At 74.4% G+C, this 16,160-nt stretch carries 17 protein-coding genes; 6 read left to right on the top strand and 11 right to left on the bottom strand.

Annotated elements, in window-relative coordinates; translation table 11 throughout:
• Nucleotides 1–53 precede the first annotated feature (53 nt).
• From ACJ6WD_RS28010 to ACJ6WD_RS28020, 3 genes are read left to right on the top strand one after another with little or no spacing between them, the layout of a single operon-like run.
• On the top strand, nucleotides 54–827 hold the full coding sequence (locus tag ACJ6WD_RS28010) for an SDR family oxidoreductase (RefSeq protein ID WP_233658071.1): 774 nt from the start codon (nucleotides 54–56) through the stop codon (nucleotides 825–827).
• Nucleotides 824–2,476 (top strand): class I adenylate-forming enzyme family protein, encoded by a 1,653-nt coding sequence (locus tag ACJ6WD_RS28015; RefSeq protein ID WP_376443418.1) that lies wholly within the window; start codon nucleotides 824–826, stop codon nucleotides 2,474–2,476. The genes ACJ6WD_RS28010 and ACJ6WD_RS28015 overlap by 4 nt, the downstream gene beginning before the upstream one ends.
• Nucleotides 2,477–2,505: 29 nt before the next feature.
• Nucleotides 2,506–3,117, top strand: a complete 612-nt coding sequence (locus ACJ6WD_RS28020; protein WP_038518492.1) for a TetR/AcrR family transcriptional regulator — start codon at nucleotides 2,506–2,508, stop codon at nucleotides 3,115–3,117.
• A gap of 294 nt (nucleotides 3,118–3,411) precedes the next feature.
• On the opposite strand, the gene ACJ6WD_RS28025 is transcribed toward ACJ6WD_RS28020, so the two are convergent.
• The 9 genes from ACJ6WD_RS28025 to ACJ6WD_RS28065 form a co-directional block, all read right to left on the bottom strand.
• Complete coding sequence (locus tag ACJ6WD_RS28025; RefSeq protein ID WP_407616764.1) at nucleotides 3,412–4,626, bottom strand: acyl-CoA dehydrogenase family protein; 1,215 nt, start codon at nucleotides 4,624–4,626, stop codon at nucleotides 3,412–3,414.
• A gap of 7 nt (nucleotides 4,627–4,633) precedes the next feature.
• Nucleotides 4,634–5,683: a phosphotransferase family protein gene (locus tag ACJ6WD_RS28030; protein ID WP_233658068.1), complete on the bottom strand. Its 1,050-nt coding sequence runs from the start codon at nucleotides 5,681–5,683 to the stop codon at nucleotides 4,634–4,636.
• 157 nt (nucleotides 5,684–5,840) lie between these two features.
• On the bottom strand, nucleotides 5,841–6,797 hold the full coding sequence (locus ACJ6WD_RS28035; protein ID WP_016573478.1) for an MBL fold metallo-hydrolase: 957 nt from the start codon (nucleotides 6,795–6,797) through the stop codon (nucleotides 5,841–5,843).
• Nucleotides 6,798–6,942: 145 nt separating this feature from the next.
• A complete protein-coding gene (locus ACJ6WD_RS28040; protein WP_233658067.1) occupies nucleotides 6,943–7,308 on the bottom strand; it encodes a DUF202 domain-containing protein in 366 nt (121 codons plus the stop codon).
• 14 nt (nucleotides 7,309–7,322) lie between these two features.
• A complete protein-coding gene (locus ACJ6WD_RS28045; RefSeq protein ID WP_233658066.1) occupies nucleotides 7,323–7,706 on the bottom strand; it encodes a YidH family protein in 384 nt (127 codons plus the stop codon).
• A gap of 4 nt (nucleotides 7,707–7,710) precedes the next feature.
• Nucleotides 7,711–8,262, bottom strand: coding sequence for an NUDIX domain-containing protein (locus ACJ6WD_RS28050; protein WP_233658065.1), 552 nt, complete (start codon nucleotides 8,260–8,262; stop codon nucleotides 7,711–7,713).
• A 65-nt stretch (nucleotides 8,263–8,327) separates the two neighbouring features.
• Nucleotides 8,328–9,119 (bottom strand): glucose 1-dehydrogenase, encoded by a 792-nt coding sequence (locus tag ACJ6WD_RS28055; protein WP_233658064.1) that lies wholly within the window; start codon nucleotides 9,117–9,119, stop codon nucleotides 8,328–8,330.
• On the bottom strand, nucleotides 9,112–9,765 hold the full coding sequence (locus tag ACJ6WD_RS28060) for a TetR/AcrR family transcriptional regulator (protein WP_407616765.1): 654 nt from the start codon (nucleotides 9,763–9,765) through the stop codon (nucleotides 9,112–9,114). The genes ACJ6WD_RS28055 and ACJ6WD_RS28060 overlap by 8 nt, the downstream gene beginning before the upstream one ends.
• A gap of 148 nt (nucleotides 9,766–9,913) precedes the next feature.
• Nucleotides 9,914–10,813 (bottom strand): DMT family transporter, encoded by a 900-nt coding sequence (locus tag ACJ6WD_RS28065; RefSeq protein WP_407616766.1) that lies wholly within the window; start codon nucleotides 10,811–10,813, stop codon nucleotides 9,914–9,916.
• A 335-nt stretch (nucleotides 10,814–11,148) separates the two neighbouring features.
• On the opposite strand from ACJ6WD_RS28065, the gene ACJ6WD_RS28070 reads away from it, so the two are divergent.
• Complete coding sequence (locus tag ACJ6WD_RS28070) at nucleotides 11,149–11,760, top strand: helix-turn-helix domain-containing protein (RefSeq protein WP_233658122.1); 612 nt, start codon at nucleotides 11,149–11,151, stop codon at nucleotides 11,758–11,760.
• Nucleotides 11,757–13,043, top strand: coding sequence for an MFS transporter (locus ACJ6WD_RS28075; RefSeq protein ID WP_407616767.1), 1,287 nt, complete (start codon nucleotides 11,757–11,759; stop codon nucleotides 13,041–13,043). The genes ACJ6WD_RS28070 and ACJ6WD_RS28075 overlap by 4 nt, the downstream gene beginning before the upstream one ends.
• A gap of 57 nt (nucleotides 13,044–13,100) precedes the next feature.
• Here the strand turns inward: ACJ6WD_RS28075 and ACJ6WD_RS28080 are convergent, their stop codons facing one another.
• The gene (locus ACJ6WD_RS28080) at nucleotides 13,101–13,895 is read right to left on the bottom strand and encodes a winged-helix domain-containing protein (RefSeq protein ID WP_407616768.1); all 795 of its coding nucleotides are present in this window, start codon (nucleotides 13,893–13,895) and stop codon (nucleotides 13,101–13,103) included.
• 113 nt (nucleotides 13,896–14,008) lie between these two features.
• Nucleotides 14,009–14,416 (bottom strand): (2Fe-2S) ferredoxin domain-containing protein, encoded by a 408-nt coding sequence (locus ACJ6WD_RS28085; protein WP_331247594.1) that lies wholly within the window; start codon nucleotides 14,414–14,416, stop codon nucleotides 14,009–14,011.
• Between the two features lie 148 nt (nucleotides 14,417–14,564).
• Between ACJ6WD_RS28085 and ACJ6WD_RS28090 the strand changes: the two genes are divergently transcribed.
• A complete protein-coding gene (locus tag ACJ6WD_RS28090) occupies nucleotides 14,565–15,995 on the top strand; it encodes a cytochrome P450 (protein ID WP_331247595.1) in 1,431 nt (476 codons plus the stop codon).
• Nucleotides 15,996–16,160: the final 165 nt, after the last annotated feature.

Below are 16,160 nucleotides of genomic sequence, written 5' to 3' on the forward strand. Positions count from 1 at the left end.
TGCCGGCATCCGGAGAACGGGTGGGCCAGGGCGACGACCGAGGGAGACGCAGCGTGGCAGCCGTACGGGACAAGGCCGTTGTCGTGACCGGAGCGGGCGGGGGGATCGGCGCCGCACTGGCCCGCCGGTTCGCCGCCGAGGGCGCCCGGGTCGTGGTCAACGACCTGGACGAGACCAAGGCCCGCAAGACCGCCGAGGAGATCGGGGCGGTCGCGGTCCCCGGCGACGCCTCCGGCATCGTCGGTCCGGCCCGCGAGGCGCTCGGCTCCACCATCGACGTCTTCTGCGCCAACGCCGGGGTCGGCACCGGCGGCGGACCCGAGGCCCCCGAGGACGACTGGGCACTGGCCTGGGACGTCAACGTGATGGCCCACGTGCGGGCCGCCCGCGAGCTGCTCCCGGAGTGGCTGGCGCGCGGCAGCGGCCGGTTCGTCTCCACGGTGTCCGCCGCCGGCCTGCTCACCATGGTCGCCGCGGCGCCCTACAGCGTCACCAAGCACGGCGCGTACGCCTTCGCCGAGTGGCTGTCGCTGACCTACCGCCACCGCGGCATCGACGTGCACGCCATCTGCCCGCAGGGCGTGCGCACCGACATGCTGGCCGCCACCGGCGTCGCCGGCGACCTCGTCCTGACCCCGACCGCCATCGAACCGGACGCCGTCGCCGACGCGCTCTTCACCGCCATGGACGACCGCCGCTTCCTGGTCCTGCCGCACCCGGAGGTCGCCGACTACGTCACCGCGCGGGCCGCCGACCCGGACCGCTGGCTGTCCGGAATGAACCACCTCCAGCAGAAGTTGGAGGCGCGCGAGGGGGAGACCCGGTGACCACCTACCAGGACAAGCCGTGGCTGGCCCTGCTCACCGCCGCCCAACGCGCCCCCGTCCAGCCGCCGCCCTCCCCGCTGCACGCCTTCCGCACCGCGGTGCGCCGCGCCCCCGACCGCACCGCGCTCGCCTACTTCGACGGCCGGATCTCCTACGCCGACGCCGACGCGCTCTCCGACGGCCTCGCCGGCCACCTGGCGGCCCGCGGCTTCCGGCCCGGCGACCGGGCCGTGGTCATGCTCCAGAACACCCCGCACTTCGTGCTCGGGGTGCTCGCGGTCTGGAAGGCCGGCGGCGTGGTCGTCCCGGTCAACCCCATGTACAAGGCGGCGGAGACCCGGCACATCCTGGAGGACGCCGACGTGACCGCCGTCCTGTGTGCGGACCGCACCTGGGCGGACCACCTGCGCGCCACCACCGCCCGTACGCCCTCGGTCCGCATCGCGCTGACCGCCGACGAACGCGGCCTCCAGGACCGCCACGACGCCCGCGTGCTGCGCGGCGCGCCCGCCGGCCCCCAGGACGGCGCGGACGACCTGCTCACCGCCGCCCGCACCGGCGGACCGGCGCCCGCCGTCCCGGAGCCGGACGCCACCGACACCGCGCTCATCAGCTACACCTCCGGCACCAGCGGCACCCCCAAGGGCGCCATCAACACCCACGGCAACATCAGCTACAACGCCGAACGGCAGCGCACCGGCCTCGGCCTCCCCGAAGGCGCCACCTACTTCGCCCTCGCCCCCCTCTTCCACATCACCGGCATGGTCTGCGAGTTCGCCGCCTGCCTCGCCACCGCCGGCACCCTGGCCCTGGCCTACCGCTTCGAGGCCGGCACCGTCCTCGACGCCTTCCTGGAACACCGGCCGGCCTTCACCGTCGGCCCGTCCACCGCCTACATGGCACTGATGGCCCACCCGGACGTCACCCCAGGCCACTTCGCCTCCTTCCACTGCATGAGCTCCGGCGGCGCACCGCTGCCGCCGGCCCTGGTCGAGAGGTTCCGCGCCGACTTCGGGCCCTACGTGCACAACGGCTACGGCCTGACCGAGTGCACCGCGCCCTGCGCCAGCGTCCCGCCGGGGCGCCGGGCCCCCGTCGACAAGGTCTCCGGCACCCTCGCGGTGGGCGTCCCGGGCCCGGACACCGTCGTGCGGATCGTCGACGACGCCGGCCGCGACCTGCCGTTCGGGGAGCAGGGCGAGATCGCGGTCCGCGGTCCGCAGGTCGTGCCCGGGTACTGGCGCCGGCCGGACGCCACCGCCGAGACCCTCCCGGACGGTGAACTGCGCACCGGCGACATCGGGTTCATGGACCGCGACGGCTGGCTCTACGTCGTCGACCGCAAGAAGGACATGATCAACGCGGCCGGTTTCAAGGTCTGGCCCCGTGAGGTCGAGGACGTCCTCTACACCCATCCCGCGGTGCGCGAGGCCGCCGTCGTCGGGGTGCCCGACCCCTACCGCGGGGAGACCGTCAAGGCGTACGTCAGTCTCCGCCCGGGCGCCTGCCCCGCCCCGGAGGAACTCGCCGCCTACTGCAAGGAACGACTCGCGGCCTACAAATACCCCCGTGTGGTGGAGGTCCTGCCGGAGCTGCCCAAGACCGCGAGTGGCAAGATCCTCCGACGGGAGCTGCGCCAGCGCGCATGACGGACGCACGTAAGGAACAGGTGAGAGCGATGGCCGGCATCAAGGAAGGCGCCAGCAACGGCGGCGGCGCGGCGAAGCCCGTCGCGCAACGACTGCTGGCCACCGCCACCAGGCTCTTCGCGGAGCAGGGCTACGACCGCACCTCGGTCCAGGAGATCGTGGACGCGGCGGGCGTCACCAAGGGCGCCCTCTACCACTACTTCGGTTCCAAGGAGGACCTGCTCCACGAGGTCTACGGGCGGGTGCTGCGGCTCCAGCAGGAGCGGCTGGACCGGTTCGCCGACGCCGACGCGCCGGTGGAGCAGCGGTTGCGGGACGCCGCCGCCGACGTGGTGGTCACCACCATCGAGAACCTCGACGACACGAAGATCTTCTTCCGCTCGATGCACCACCTCAGCCCGGAGAAGGACAAGCAGGTGCGGGCCGAACGGCGGCGCTACCACGAGCGGTTCCGAGCGCTGATCGAAGAGGGCCAGCACACCGGGGTGTTCAGCGCGGACGTCCCCGCCGACCTGGTCGTCGACTACCACTTCGGTTCGGTGCACCACCTGGGCACCTGGTACCGCGAGGACGGGCCGCTGAGCCCCCAGCAGGTCGCCGACCACCTGGCCGGACTCCTCCTGCGGGCCCTGCGACCGTAACGGGCACGCCTCCCGGAATACCCCCGCCCCCACCCGGCGTTGTGGCCCCGCAGGGGGCGCACCCGACCCCTACGGGAACCGTTCGACCACGCCCTACGGGGCCCGACCACGCCCTACGGGGTACGGGGTCCGACCACGCCCTACGGGGTCCGTCCGACCCACCCCACGGGCCGTCCGGGGCGGTCCGGGGCCCCTTGGCCCCATGCCCCGCCAACGCAACGCCCCCGACGGCACGGCCCGCAGCGGCCCGGGCGGGCCGCACGCAGGAGACCCGCCCGTACACCGCCGCCCGCCCTACAGGTACCGCTTCAGTTCGCGCCGGGCCAGTGAGCGCTGGTGCACCTCGTCGGGGCCGTCGGCCAGTCGCAGCGTCCGGGCGGCGGCCCACAGTTCGGCCAGCGGGAAGTCCTGGCTGACGCCGCCCGCGCCGTGCAGCTGCACCGCCTTGTCGAGGATGTCCACCACCGTGCGCGGAGTGGCGATCTTGATGGCCTGGATCTCGGTGTGCGCACCCCTGTTGCCGACGGTGTCCATCAGCCACGCGGTCTTCAGTACCAGCAGCCGCAGTTGCTCCACCGCCACCCGGGCGTCCGCGATCCACTCCTGGACCACGCCCTGCTGGGCCAGCGGCCTGCCGAACGCCGTACGGGCCACCGCCCGCCGGCACATCAGCTCGATCGCCCGCTCGGCCATCCCGATCAGCCGCATGCAGTGGTGGATCCGGCCGGGCCCGAGCCGCGCCTGTGCGATGCCGAAGCCGCCGCCCTCCTCGCCGATGAGGTTGCCCACCGGCACCCGGACGTCCTCGAAGACGACCTCCGCGTGCCCGCCGTGGTAGTGGTCCTCGTAGCCGTAGACCTGCATGGCGCGCTTGACGGTCAGACCGGGGGTGTCCCGCGGCACCAGCACCATCGACTGCTGGCGGCGCGGGTCCGCGCCGTCCGGGTCGGTCTTGCCCATCACGATGAAGACCTGGCACAGCGGGTTCATGGCCCCGGAGATGTACCACTTGCGGCCGTTGATGACGTAGTCGTCGCCGTCCCGCTCGATGCGGGTCTCGATGTTGGTGGCGTCCGACGAGGCGACCTCCGGCTCGGTCATCGCGAACGCCGAGCGGATCTCACCCGCCAACAGTGGCTCCAGCCACCGCTTCTTCTGCTCGTCGTCGCCGAACTGCGCCAGCACCTCCATGTTGCCGGTGTCCGGCGCCGCGCAGTTCAGTGCGGTCGGCGCCAACTGCGGGCTGCGGCCGGTGATCTCGGCCAGCGGTGCGTACTGGAGGTTGGTCAGCCCCGCGCCGTGCTCCGCGTCCGGCAGGAAGAGGTTCCACAGGCCCTGCCGGCGCGCCTCGGCCTTGAGGTCCTCCACCACCGGCGGGGTGTCCCACGGCGAGGCCAGCGCGGCCCGCTGCTCCTCGGCGATCCGCTCCGCCGGATGCACGTGCTCGGTCATGAACGCCTGGAGCCGCGCCCGGAGTTCCTCGGTACGGGCGTCGAATGCGAAGTCCATCGGTGCCTCAGCCTTCCTTGAGGGTGGTCAGTCCGCGGTCGATGAAGACGGGCACCAACTCGCCGATCCGGTCGAAGCCCGCGCCGACGGTCTGGCCGAGCGTGTAGCGGTAGTGGATGCCTTCGAGGATCACCGCGAGCTTGAACCACGCGAACGCGGTGTACCAGGCGATCCGTCCGACGTCCCGGCCGGAGCGCTCGGCGTAGCGGGCGATCAGCTCGTCCGGGTCGGGGTGGCCCGGTGCGCCGCTGGTGGTGCTGACCGGCGAGCCGGGCAGGCCCAGGTCGGTGCAGTACATCGCCAGCAGCCCGAGGTCGGTCAACGGGTCGCCCAGCGTGGACATCTCCCAGTCCAGCACCGCGGTGAGGGTGTCGCCGGCGCCCACCAGGACGTTGTCCAGCCGGTAGTCGCCGTGCACCACGGTCGGCGCGGGGGAGGCGGGCAGTGCCCGGCCCAGGCCCTCGTGGAGCGCGTCGATGCCGGGCAGGTCGCGGTTCTTGGAGGCCGCCAGCTGCTTGCCCCAGCGCCGCAACTGGCGCTCCAGGAAGCCGTCCGGGCGCCCGAAGTCGCCCAGCCCGGCCGCCGCCGGATCCACCGCGTGCAGTTCCACCAGCGTGTCGACCAGCGACAGCACCACCGCCCGGGTCCGCGCCGGCCCGAGCGGGGCCAGCTGTTCCACGGTCCGGTACGGGGTGCCCGCCACCAGCTCCATCACGTAGAACGGCGCGCCGATGACGGACTCGTCCGTGCACAGCAGCAGCGCCTCCGGCACCGGCACCGCGGTGTCGTGCAGGGCGCTGATCACCCGGTGCTCGCGCCGCATGTCGTGCGCGGTGGCCAGCACGTGGCCGAGCGGCGGGCGGCGGACCACCCAGGAGGCGGTGCCGTCGGTGACCCGGTAGGTGAGGTTGGAGCGCCCGCCCTCGATCAGCTGCGCGCCGAGCGGCCCGGAGACCAGGCCCGGCCGCTCCCGGTCCAGGTGCTCCCGCAGGCGCTCCGGATCGAGGCCGGGGGGTGCCTTTCCGGCGGCCGGCGGGGGCGGGGTGCCGTTGCTCATTGTGCTTCCTCCGTACGGAGTGGACGGTCGGACGGTCCAGGGCCGGCGGGCCCGTCCCGCCTGATCATGCCGACTAGTCGGTATGGCGTCCAGTGTCCGTCCGTGGGGCGTCGGTCACCCGATGCGTTTGCGCCACCCCGCGCCCGCCCCGACCGGCTCAGGCGTGGCAGGCCGGCGGCACCCCGCCGTTGAACTCCGCCATCGCCCCGAACCCGGCCACCGCGTCCAGCGGCGCGCCCGGCGCCGCCCCGTCCAGCTCCGCGTACGCCCGCAGGAGGTTGGCCACCAGCCGCTCGTGCTCCTTCAGCTCCGCGAACGCGCCGAGCTCGGCCTCCCGGGCCACCTCCAGCGGCGTCCGCCCGGCCGCCCGCCCCGTACGGGCCAGCTCCGCGACGAACCGCAGGTACCGTTCGACCTCGTCGTAGACCTCCGGTCCGGCCACCGGACCGTGTCCGGGCACGACCGTCTCCGCACCCAGCGACCGCAGTACCTCGATCGCCCGCAGCGACCCGGTCAGCGAGCCCATGAAGAGGAACGGGGTGCCCCCGTTGAAGATCAGGTCGCCGGTGAACACCACCCGCTGCTGCGGCAGCCAGACGATGGTGTCGCCGGGCGTGTGCGCCACCCCCGGGTGGATCAGCTGCACCTCGACGTCGCCTGCGTGCACCGTCAGCCGGTCCTCGAAGGTGACCTCCGGCGGGGTCAGGACGATGTCGCCGTACGGCACCTCGGGCCACACCGCGTGCAGTTGGTGGCCGGCGGCCAGCAACTCCCGGCGGCAGGCCGCGTGTCCGATGACCGTCGCCTCGGGGGTGAACACGCCGTTGCCGTAGGTGTGGTCACCGTGGTGGTGGGTGTTGACGAGGGTCCTCGGGGTGGGGGCGCCGCTCTCCGCGATCCGGCGGCGCAGCAGCCGGGCCCGACGCTCGGTGGCGGCGGTGTCCACGACCAGGGTGGCGGTGCCGTCGGTGACGAAGCCCGCGTTGTTCAGGCACCAGCCGCCGTCCGGCTGGATGAACGCGTGCACGCCTGGGGCGAGTTCGGTGAGGTAGGGCTCGGGGAGGTCGCCGTCGGTGTCGGCGGCGGTCTCCGGAGCGTGCTGGTGGTCCGTCATGTCCCGCTTTCGGGTGGGGGGTGGTTGGGTCCCGTGCGGACGTCGTCGCCGCCGGTCGGGACCGGCGGCGACGCGGTGCCGTGCGGCCCCGCCGTGACGATCCGTCTGCCGCGCGGCACTCGTAACGGTACCTGCGGGCCCGACCTCACCGCCCCGGCGCCAGCAGTGCCGCTCCGCACACCGCCAGTCCGACCGTGCAGCCGGCCACCAGGAGGGCCGGGCGCGGCGACAGGGCGGCCGGGCGGCCGGCCGTCAGCGCCCGCATCCGGCGGTGCGCGACGATCGCGAACGCCCACCACAGCAGCGCCACCAGCACCATGAGCACCGCCTCGACCGGACCCGGCGCGCCACCGCGCAGCACCTGCCGGCCGGCCAGCACCGCCGCCACGGCGGCCGACAGCACCGTCCGCCGCCACGCCAACCTCGTCCGCTCCGGCTGGAGTCCGGGGTCCCGTTCCGCGGCCGGCCGCGGTGCCCCGCCGCTCCGCCCGGCCTCCCCGGGTGCGCCCATCGCCCCGGCCCCCGCTAGTCGGTCCGGCCGAGCAGCGTCAGCGCCACCACCGCCACCGCGAGCCCTGCGACGCACAGCGCCAGCACGGTGGGGAAACGGGAGAGCGGCAGGTCCTCGCCGCGCCGCATCGCGCGCTCGCAGCGCACCCAGTGGTTGACCGCCCGCAGGGCGCACAGTGCCCCGCCGACCAGCAGGACGACGGTGAAGGCGAGCCGCAGGCTGCCGTGCAGCCGGGGCAGGAACTGGTCGACCGCGAAGCCCCCGCCGATCAGTGCCAGTCCGGTGCGCAGCCAGGCGAGGAAGGTGCGTTCGTTGGCGAGCGAGAAGCGGTAGTCGGGTGTGGTGCCCTCCTCGCGCACCCGCTCCGGGAAGAACCACAGCCGGAGCCCGGGGCCCATCGGATCAGACCTCCCCGGCCGCCCGCCGGGCGAGCAGTTCCCGGTACGCGGCCAGCCCGTCCGGGGTCCACGCCCGCGTGTCCAACTGCCGGGCCAGCTCCTCCTCCGGCAGGAAGGCGTGCCAGTCGATCTCCGACTCCTGGGGCGCCACCGGCAGTGTGCAGCGCACCTGGTAGACCGCGGACCACCAGGTGTGCTCGGGCGTCTCGTACAGGAAGCGGAACAGCGGCTCCGGACGGGGCAGTCCGGACACCCCCAGTTCCTCCTCGGCCTCCCGCAGGGCCGCCTCGTCGTACGTCTCCCCGGCGCCCACCACCCCGCCCACGAACATGTCGTAGTGCGAGGGGAACACCAGCTTCTGCGGCGTCCGCCGGTGGACGAACACCCGGTCGTCGGCGTCCCGGACCAGGACGAACGCGCACCGGGTGCGCAGCCGGCGGGCGTACGTCTCCGCCCGTGGGGCCTGCCCCACGACCCGGTCCTGCTCGTCGACGACATCGAGGACTTCGTCCGCGTTGAGCGGCGCCTGCGCGGTGTGCGGCGGGTGATCGGTCATGGGGCCATGGAACCACCCGTGGCGGCCCGCGCACCTGCCGGGGCGCGCCGCCACGGGCCGCCCGGTCACTGCCCCATGACGTACTTCACGGTCGGGCCGGTGGTCCAGCCGCCGTCCACCGCCAGCTCGGCGCCGGTGATGTACGAGGCGGCGTCGGAGAGCAGGAAGACCACCGCACCGGCGATCTCGTGCGCCTCGCCGACCCGGCCCATCGGGGTGTTCGGGTAGTTGCCCTCGCCCACCTGGATGCCGACCTGGGCGGTCATCGGGGTGTAGGTCATGCCGGGGTGCACGGAGTTCACCCGGACCCGGGCGGTGCCCCACTCCACCGCGCCGATCTTGGTCAGGCCGCGGACGCCCCACTTCGACGCGCCGTAGCCGCCGGTCATCGCCAGGCCCATGAGCCCGGCCGCGGAGGAGATGTTCACGATCGACCCGGCGCCGCGCTCCTTCATCGCCGGCTGCACGGTCTTCATGCCGATGAAGACGCCGGTGAGGTTGACGTCGAGGACCTTGCGGAAGAAGTCGACGGAGACCGTCTCCAGGGGCGCCCCGGTCGATATCCCGGCGTTGTTCACCAGTCCGTCGATGCCGCCGAACTCCGCCACCGCGAAGTCCGCGACCCGCTGCCAGTCCTCCTCGGAGGTCACGTCGTGGGCCAGGAAGCGGGCCCGCTCGCCCAGTCGGGCCGCGGTCGCGGCGCCCTCCTCCTGGAGGACGTCGGTGAGGACGACGTTGGCGCCGGCCGCGACGGCCTGCTCGGCGGCCGCGGCGCCCAGCCCGCGCGCCGCGCCGGTGAGGATGACGGTCTTGCCGCTCAGGTCCGCGGCGGGAGCCGCCTGGATGGGCTCACTCATGGGGAACTCCTTCGGTTCTGGGGGCGGCGGCGAGCAGGAACGCGGTCGTCGTCCCGGTGAGGTCGGCGAGGAACAGTTCCTCGCCCGTCAGGGGTGCGGCACCGTCCAGGTAGTGCCGGGCCCGGTCGGCCATGCCCGCGCCGATCAGCGTCAGCGCGAGGTCCAGCCGCTCCAGCCGCACCGCCTCCGGCAGTCCGGCGGCGGCCAGCGCCTCCTCGACCCGGCAGATCAGCCGCCAGTACGCGGTGCCGGCGAGCGTCGGGTGCGGGACCCGGGTGCGGACCCCGCTCTCGTGGCTGAGCTGCGCGGAGATCCGCAGGCAGCGTCGGCCCCGGTCGGTCCGCAGCTCGGTGGCCTCGGCGGTCACCAGCAGCGCGATCAACTCCCGCAGCGCCGGTCGGTCGTCCGCGGCCGCGGCCAGCAGCGGCGCCAGGGCCGCCTCCGTACGGGCCAGTCGGCCGGCCATGACGGCGTCCAGCAGTCCGGCCCGGGAGCCGAAGTGGTACTGCACCGCCGACGGGTTGCTCTGGCCGGCCAGCGTGACGATGTCGCGGATCTGCGCACCGTCCACGCCTTGCGCCGCGAAGACTTCCTCGGCGGCACGGATCAGCTTCTCCCGGGTCTCGGGGCCTGATGTCCTGGGCATGTCCCCGATTCTAATGCCCGACATTAATAAACCGGGAAGGGGGCGTCGGAAGTTTCCCGACGGGCGTGTCGTCGGGCCCTCGGGCGGGCCGGGAGCTCGTGCGGACCGGCACGGCCGTCGGCGCGCCGCGGCGGGCGAGTCGCCGTGCTCAGCGCGGCGGGCACTCCTGCGCGGCGCTGCTGCTGGGCCCGGCCCCCGGCGGCATGGCCGGATGGCTGCCGATCAGGACGATCCCCGTCACCACCGCGGCGATGCCGGCCGCCTGGAAGGCCAGCGCCCCGGTCGTCACCCGCAGCTGGTCACCCAGGAAACCCACCCCGCAGAGGATCCCGGCCAGCGGCTGGGCGGCGGTCAGCGCCGGCAGCGACATCCGCAGCGGCGCCGACTCGAAGGCGCTCTGCACCAGCACCAGCGCCACCACCCCCAGCACCACGATCGCGTACGGCTGCCAACTCGACAGCAGCGCGCGCCAGCCGCCCGCGGTGAACCGCAGCCCGCTGATCCGGGTCAGCGCGTCCTGGAGGCCGTAGAGCAGCCCGGCCGCCACGCCGAGCAGCGCGGCCTCCAGGCTGACGTGCACCCGCTCCCGTTTGGCGACCGCCGCCAGCACCAGGGCGGTGGACGACACCCCGCCCATGATCAGCCACTGGGCCAACTGGCCCACCTCGCTGTTGTGCCCGCCGTGCGGTTGCCCGGCCACGATGAACGCGGTCACCCCGCCCGCCAACAGCAACAGGCCGGCCCAGCCGCTGCGGCCCAGGCGCTGCCGGGAGACCCGCCGGGCCAGCGCCATCGCGAACAGCAGGTTGGTCGCCATCAACGGTTCGACGAGGGTGATGTCCCCCATCCCCAGCGCCACCGCGCCCAGCGCCATCCCCGCCACCATCAGCGCGATCCCGGCCACCCACCGGGGCATCCGGACCAGGTCGAGCAGCAGCCGGAAGGAGAGGTAGTCCTGTGGCGGGGCGTGCTGGGCCGCGAGCTGCTGGAAGACGAACCCGGTGCCCAGACAGCATGCCGCGGCAAGGGCGAGCAGGATCACCGTCACGTCGCACACCTCGTATCGCGCGGGGCGGGGGATGCGCCCGAGGATAGTCAGCCGCGATGGCCGAAACGCGTCGCTCGACCCCGCCATTCTCGCGCGTACCCGTCTGTACCACCGGCGGTCCTCCGCACGGCACCACCGCCCGCGGAGCCGGTGGCCCCGCCCCTGCCCGCGTCCCCGACGCGCGTCGCCCTCCGCCGTCGCCCGGCCAATTGCAGAGAGTTCTTTGCAGAGAAACCTATGCAGAGGACTCTCTGCATCTCTACGCTGACGCCATGACCCGCGACGACGCCCGCCCCGAAGAAGAGCCGTCCCCTGTGTCCCGCCCCACCCGACGCATGGACGCCCGCAGCCTGCGCGGCCTCGCCCACCCGCTGCGGATGCGCATCCTGGAACTGCTCACCCTCGACGGTCCGGACACCGCCACCGGCCTGGCCCGTCGGCTCGGCGAGAACACCGGCACGGTCAGCTGGCACCTCCGCCACCTCGCCGACCACGACTTCATCGAGGAGGAGACCGGCCGCGGCACCAAGCGCGAGCGCTGGTGGCGGGCGGTGCCCGTCTCCCGGCAGCTGAACACCACCGACTTCCGCGACGACCCGGACGCCCGCGGCCCGCTGTCGCTCTACGTCCACGAACTCGTCCAACAGCACTTCCAGCAGGTCACCGGCTACCTCGCCGAGGACTGGGGCCCGGAGTGGAAGGACGCCGGCATGGTCGCGCAGTGGCACGACCTGACCCTGACGCCCGACCAACTCGCCGCCATGAACCGCGAGTTGGAACAGGTCGTGCTCCGGCACCGGGCCGCCGCCGCGCAGGCCGCCCCGGACCGCGAAGCGCCCGCGGCTCCCGGCGCGTCGGCCGCGCGGCCCGTCATCGTCCAACTCCAGTCCTTCCCCCGCAGGCCCGGCCCGGGCCGGGCCGGGGACGACGGGCGGACCGGGTCATGAGCGGCCTGCTCCGTCGCCACCGGGACTTCCGGCTGCTCTGGTGCGGCGAGACCACGGGCAAGTTCGGCGCCGCGGTCACCGGGGTGGCGATGCCGCTGACCGCCGTCGCCGCGCTGGGCGCCGACACCTTCTCGGTCGGCGTGCTGAGTGCCTGCGGCTGGCTTCCCTGGCTGCTGATCGGGCTGCCGGTCGGAGTCTGGGTGGACCGGGTGCGCCGCCGCCCGCTGATGGTGGGCGCCGCCGCGCTCTCGATGGTGGTGTTCGCCGCCGTGCCGGTCATCGCCTGGTGCGGCGGGCTCAGCCTCGCCCTGCTGACCGGCGCGGCCCTGCTGAGCGGCGCCGCCGCCGTCGTCTTCCAGACGGCGTACAGCGCCTACCTCCCCGGCCTCCTCGCCCCCGCCGACCAGGCCGAGGGCAACGCCAAACTGCACGGCAGCGCCTCGGCGGCGCAGCTCGCCGGGCAGGGCGCGGGCGGCTTCCTGGTGCAACTCGCCGGCGCCGCCAACGGGTTGCTGGCCAACGCGGCCACGTTCCTGGTCTCCCTGCTGTGCCTGTCGGGCATCCGGCACCGGGAGCCGCGGCCGACCGGCGCCGGTGGGCGCGCCCGGCGGCCCCTGCGCGCCGAGGTCGCCGAGGGACTGCGGTGGGTGTCCGGGGACGTCTGGCTACGCACCCTGACGCTCTTCGGTGCCGCCTCCAACCTGTCCCTGATGGGGTACCAGTCGATCCTGCCGGTCTTCCTCGTCCGCGAGGTCGGACTGTCGCCCGGCACCGTCGGGACCCTGCTGGCGGTGGCCGGCACCGGCGGCATCGCGGGCGCCTTCGCCGTCCGCCGGGTCGCCGCCCGGATCGGCACCGCCCGGGCCACCCTGGTCTTCGAACTCGGCCTGCCCGTACTGGCGTTGCTGATCCCGCTCGCCACCGCCGGGCCCGGCGCCGCGCTGTTCGTGGTCGGCAGCTTCGGCGTCTCCGCGGGCGTGGTCGGCGGCAACGTCCTGAAGGCGGGATTCCAGCAGGGGTACTGCCCGCCCGCGCTGCTCGGCCGGGTCACCGCCAGCGCCGCCTTCCTCAACTACGGCACGCTGCCCCTCGGCGCCCTGCTCGGCGGCGCGTTGGGCGCGGCGCTCGGCGTCCGTCCGGCCCTGTGGATCACCACCGCCGGCGTTCCGCTGGCCGCCCTGATCCTCGTCGCCTCCCCGGTCCGCACCGCCCGCGACCTGCCGTCCCGCCGCTCGGCACGGGACGCCGACGGTCCCGACGCCGACCTGCTCGCCCGCTCCTGAACGCACCGCGGGCCGCCGGCCCGCACCGGCCCGGCCGCGCCGCCCCGTCGAGCAGCCTCACCCGTACTGCCGCACGTCCCGCGGCGCACCGCCCATCGGAACCGGCTCGCCGACCAGCGCGCCCTCGGGCACCCCCACCACCGCGCCGCCCCCGGGATCGAAGCGGTAGCCGGCGCCCCACACCTCCGTCAGCAGCCGCGCCGCGGCCGGCTCCCGGTCCACCTCCGCACGCAGCCCGGCCACCCGCGCCGCCACCGTCGACAGGTCGCCGAAGTCCCGCCCCCACACCCGGCGGAGCAACTGCTCCCGCGAGAAGACCCGCCCGGGGTGCCGCATCAGGAACGCCAACAGTGCGAACTCGTGGGAGGTGAGGGTGAGTTCCCGGCCGGCGCGGGCGGCCCGCCCGGTTCCGGGGTCCGCGCTCAGCTCACCGACCCGCAGGACCGGCGCCCCGCCGGCCCCGTGCAGCGCCGCCGCCACCCGCGCCACCGACTCCCGCGCCCCCACCGGCCCGGCCCCGGCCCGCTCCGCGGCCTCCGCCGCCGTGCCGGCGGGCTCGGTCAACGGCACCAGGAGGACCGCGGCCCCGACACCGCTGCGCCGCAACCGGCGCCGCAGGCGGAGCGCCTCGATGCCCGGCAACGCCGGATCGAGGACCACGGCGTGCGGATGGAAGTCGGCGGCCAGTTCCAGCGCGGTGAAGCCGTCGGTGGCGTACGCGGTGGTGTGGCCGGCGCCGGCGAGCGCGGCGGTGACCGCCGTGGCGACGGCCGGGTCGTCCACGACGACCAGGACGCGGTGCGGCGGCCCGGGGGAGCCGGCCGGGGGAACGGGCGGCGTCGCGCGGGGCACGGCTCAGCCCGCCGGGCCCGGACGGCGCGTCATCAGGCGAGGGCTCATACCTCCAGCCAACACCCGCCCGCGCGCCGCCGCGCGCCGGGGCCGGCCCCGCCCCGGGGCGCCGGCTACTTCTCCAGCTGTTCCCGCACCCGGCGGGAGACCGTCAGCGCGTACAGGTCCAGGACGCCGGGCGGCTCGGCGAGGCCCGGCCCGCCGGCCCGTATCCATTCGGCGATGTCGGCCAGCGCGTCGTCGTCGTTGACCAGTCCCAGCCACACCGGTCGGCCGCCCGCGGCCCGCCCGGCCGCCGAGGGCTGCACCACGACCACGTTCGCCTGGTCGCAGACGTCCAGGCACTCCGAGGCCCGGACCGGCGCCGCCCCGTCCAGCGCCGCCCGCAACCGGGGTATCTGCCCGGCGTGGTCGACCCCCGGGATCTTCGCCGCGTCCCCGCAGCAGCAGCCGCGGCAGACGGTCACCCGGCACTGTTGCGCGGTGGCCCGCCCCGCCCGTCCGGCCCGCTTTTCGATCATCCGGCCATGCTACGTGCCCGCCCCGCACCACCCGCCGGTCCCCGGCCACCGATCCCGCCACCCCCGGCCGCCGCCCCCGCCCCTTCCGTTCCACACACCACGGCAGTGCACGACATTCCCGGGCCCGTTCCTGGATAGGAATCGGGGCATGTCCCTGACCAATTCACCGACTCCGGCCGACCCCGAAGCGGAGCGGGCCTCCCGGCAGCCCCTCCCGACCGCGATACCCGGCCCCGCGGGCCTCCCCGTGATCGGCTCGCTGCTCGACCTCCGCCGCGACTCCCTGGGCGCCTTCTTGAAGGCCCAGCGCGAACACGGCGACGTGGTCCGGCTGGAGGCCGGCCCGCCCGGACTGCGCAGCGTCTTCTACGCCGTCTTCGCGCCCGAGGGCGTCCAGCAGGTCCTCGGCACCCAGGCCGCCAACTTCCGCAAGGACCACCCGCTCTACGAAGAGGTCCGCCAGTCGTTCGGCAACGGCCTGCTCACCAGCCAGGACGACGACTACCTCCGGCAGCGCCGGCTGGTGCAACCGCTGTTCACCAAGCGCCGCGTCGACGGCTACGCCACGGCCGTGACCACCGAGGCCGACGCGGTCACCGCCCGCTGGCGGTCCGTCGAGGGCGACGTGGTCGACCTCGTCGCCGAGATGAACCGGCTCGCCCTGCGCACCGTCGCCCGGATCCTCTTCGGCCTCGACGTGGAGGCCGCGGTGGAGACCATCCACCGCTGCGCCCCCGTCATCAACGACTACGTGGTCCGGCGCGCCTACACCCCCCTGAAGGTCCCCCGCGACTGGCCCACCCCCAGGAACCTCACCCACCGCAAGGTCACCACCGAACTCAACGCGCTGTGCGACCGGATCATCGCCGAGCGCCGGACGGCCCCCGCCACCGGCACGACCGCGACCCCGGACCACAACGACCTGCTCTCCCTGCTCGTCGCGGCCGGCAACGAGGAGGACGGCACCCTCGACGCCACCGAGGTCCGCGAACAGGTCCTGATCTTCCTCCTGGCCGGCCACGAGACCACCGCCACCTCCATGGCCTTCGCCCTCCACCTGCTCGCCCGGCACCCCGCCGAACAGACCCGGATCCGCGCCGAACTCACCCGCGTCCTCGGCGACCGCACGCCCACCGCCGCCGACCTGGACCGACTCCCGCGGCTGACCCAGGCGTTCAAGGAGGCCATGCGGCTCTACCCGGCGGCCGCCGTCGTGGGCCGCCGCGCCGTCGAGGCCACCGAGGTCGCCGGCCACCGCCTCCCGGCCGGCGCCGACGTCGTCGTCGCCCCGTGGGTCACCCACCGCCACCCGGGCCTGTGGGAGGACCCCGAGCGGTTCGACCCGGACCGCTTCGCCCCCGAACGCGAGGCGGAGCGCCACCGCTACGCCTGGTTCCCGTTCGGCGGCGGCCCGCGCGCCTGCATAGGCCAGCACTTCTCGATGCTGGAGTCCGTCCTGGCGCTGGCGACCCTGCTGCGCTCGCACGAGCTGACGGCCGTCGACCAGGACGTGCCGGTCGCCGCCGGCATCACCCTCCAGGCGACCGGCCCGGCCCGGGTCCGCCTGCGCGCCCTCTGACAGGGGCCCGGGCGGGAAGGCAAACGCAACAAAAATAGCGTTTGCCTTCCCGCCCGCCACCCCTTACGGTCGTGTCCGTCCACCCCGCCCGGCATCGCCCGGCGGGGCTCCCTCCCGACAGGAGAAGGCCGTTGCTCGTCTGAGGTCCGGAAGACACCGCGCCCG

The sequence above is a fragment of the Streptomyces sp. VTCC 41912 genome, assembly GCF_045799175.1.
Taxonomy (GTDB): domain Bacteria; phylum Actinomycetota; class Actinomycetes; order Streptomycetales; family Streptomycetaceae; genus Streptomyces; species Streptomyces albulus_C.